1 protein-coding gene and 1 pseudogene are annotated in these 1,225 nt (G+C 70.8%); both read left to right on the plus strand.

Annotated features, from left to right (window positions below; all coding sequences use genetic code 11):
• A pseudogene (locus ACZ6A9_RS32540) lies at positions 1–138 on the plus strand (acetyl-CoA C-acyltransferase); the annotation flags it as partial.
• Positions 139–179: 41 nt separating this feature from the next.
• The coding region (locus ACZ6A9_RS32545) for an enoyl-CoA hydratase-related protein (RefSeq protein ID WP_468993318.1) at positions 180–1,225 on the plus strand (1,046 nt) is incomplete at its 3' end.

The raw sequence follows: 1,225 nt of genomic DNA on the forward strand, positions 1-1,225 counted from the left end.
CACCCCCTGGGCGCGACCGGCGCGATGATCCTCGGCACCCTCGTCGACGAACTGGAGCGCCAGGACAAGCGCTACGGCCTGGCCACGCTGTGCGTCGGCGGAGGCATGGGCATCGCCACCGTCGTCGAACGCCTCTGACCCCTCCCAGCGACCCGCCACCTTCTAACGGAGACTCCTTCATGACCGAGAGCACCACCATCCGCTGGGAACAGGACCGCACCGGCGTCGTCACCCTCGTCATCGACGACCCCGACCAGTCGGCGAACACCATGAACGCGGCGTTCCGCGACTCCCTCGCCGTGATCACCGACCGCCTGGAGGCCGAGAAGGACTCCATCCGCGGTGTCATCATCACCTCCGCCAAGAAGACCTTCTTCGCCGGCGGAGACCTGCGCGACCTGATCCGGGTCACCCCCGAGACCGCCCAGCACCTGTTCGACGGCGGCATGGCGCTCAAGCACCAGATGCGCCGCATCGAGACCCTCGGCAAGCCGGTCGTCGCCGCGATCAACGGCGCGGCCCTCGGCGGGGGGTACGAACTCGCCCTGGCCTGCCACCACCGGATCGCCCTCGACGCCCCCGGCTCCAAGATCGGCTGCCCCGAGGTCACCCTCGGACTGCTCCCCGGCGGCGGCGGTGTCGTCCGTACCGTGCGCATGCTCGGCATCACCGACGCGCTGCTGAAGGTGCTCCTCCAGGGCACCCAGTACAACCCGCGCCGCGCCCTGGAGAACGGCCTGGTCGACGAGATCGCCGGCACGCGCGAGGACATGCTCGCCAAGGCCCGCGCGTTCATCGACGCCCACCCCGAGTCGGCCCAGCCCTGGGACCGGCCCGGCTACCGCATCCCCGGAGGCACCCCCGCCCACCCCAAGTTCGCCGCGAACCTCCCGGCCTTCCCCGCCAACCTGCGCAAGCAGACCGGCGGCGCCCCCTACCCGGCCCCGCGCAACATCATGGCCGCCGCCGTCGAGGGCGCCCAGGTCGACTTCGAGACCGCCCAGGTCATCGAGGCCCGCTACTTCGTCGAGCTGGCCGCGGGACAGACCTCGAAGAACATGATCCAGGCGTTCTTCTTCGACCTCCAGGCCGTCAACTCCGGCGCCAACCGCCCCCAGGGCATCGAACCCCGCACGGTCCGCAAGGTGGCCGTGCTGGGTGCGGGGATGATGGGGGCGGGCATCGCCTACTCGTGCGCCCGCGCCGGTATCGACGTCGTCCTGAA

Source organism: Streptomyces sp. NPDC041124 (genome assembly GCF_055592385.1).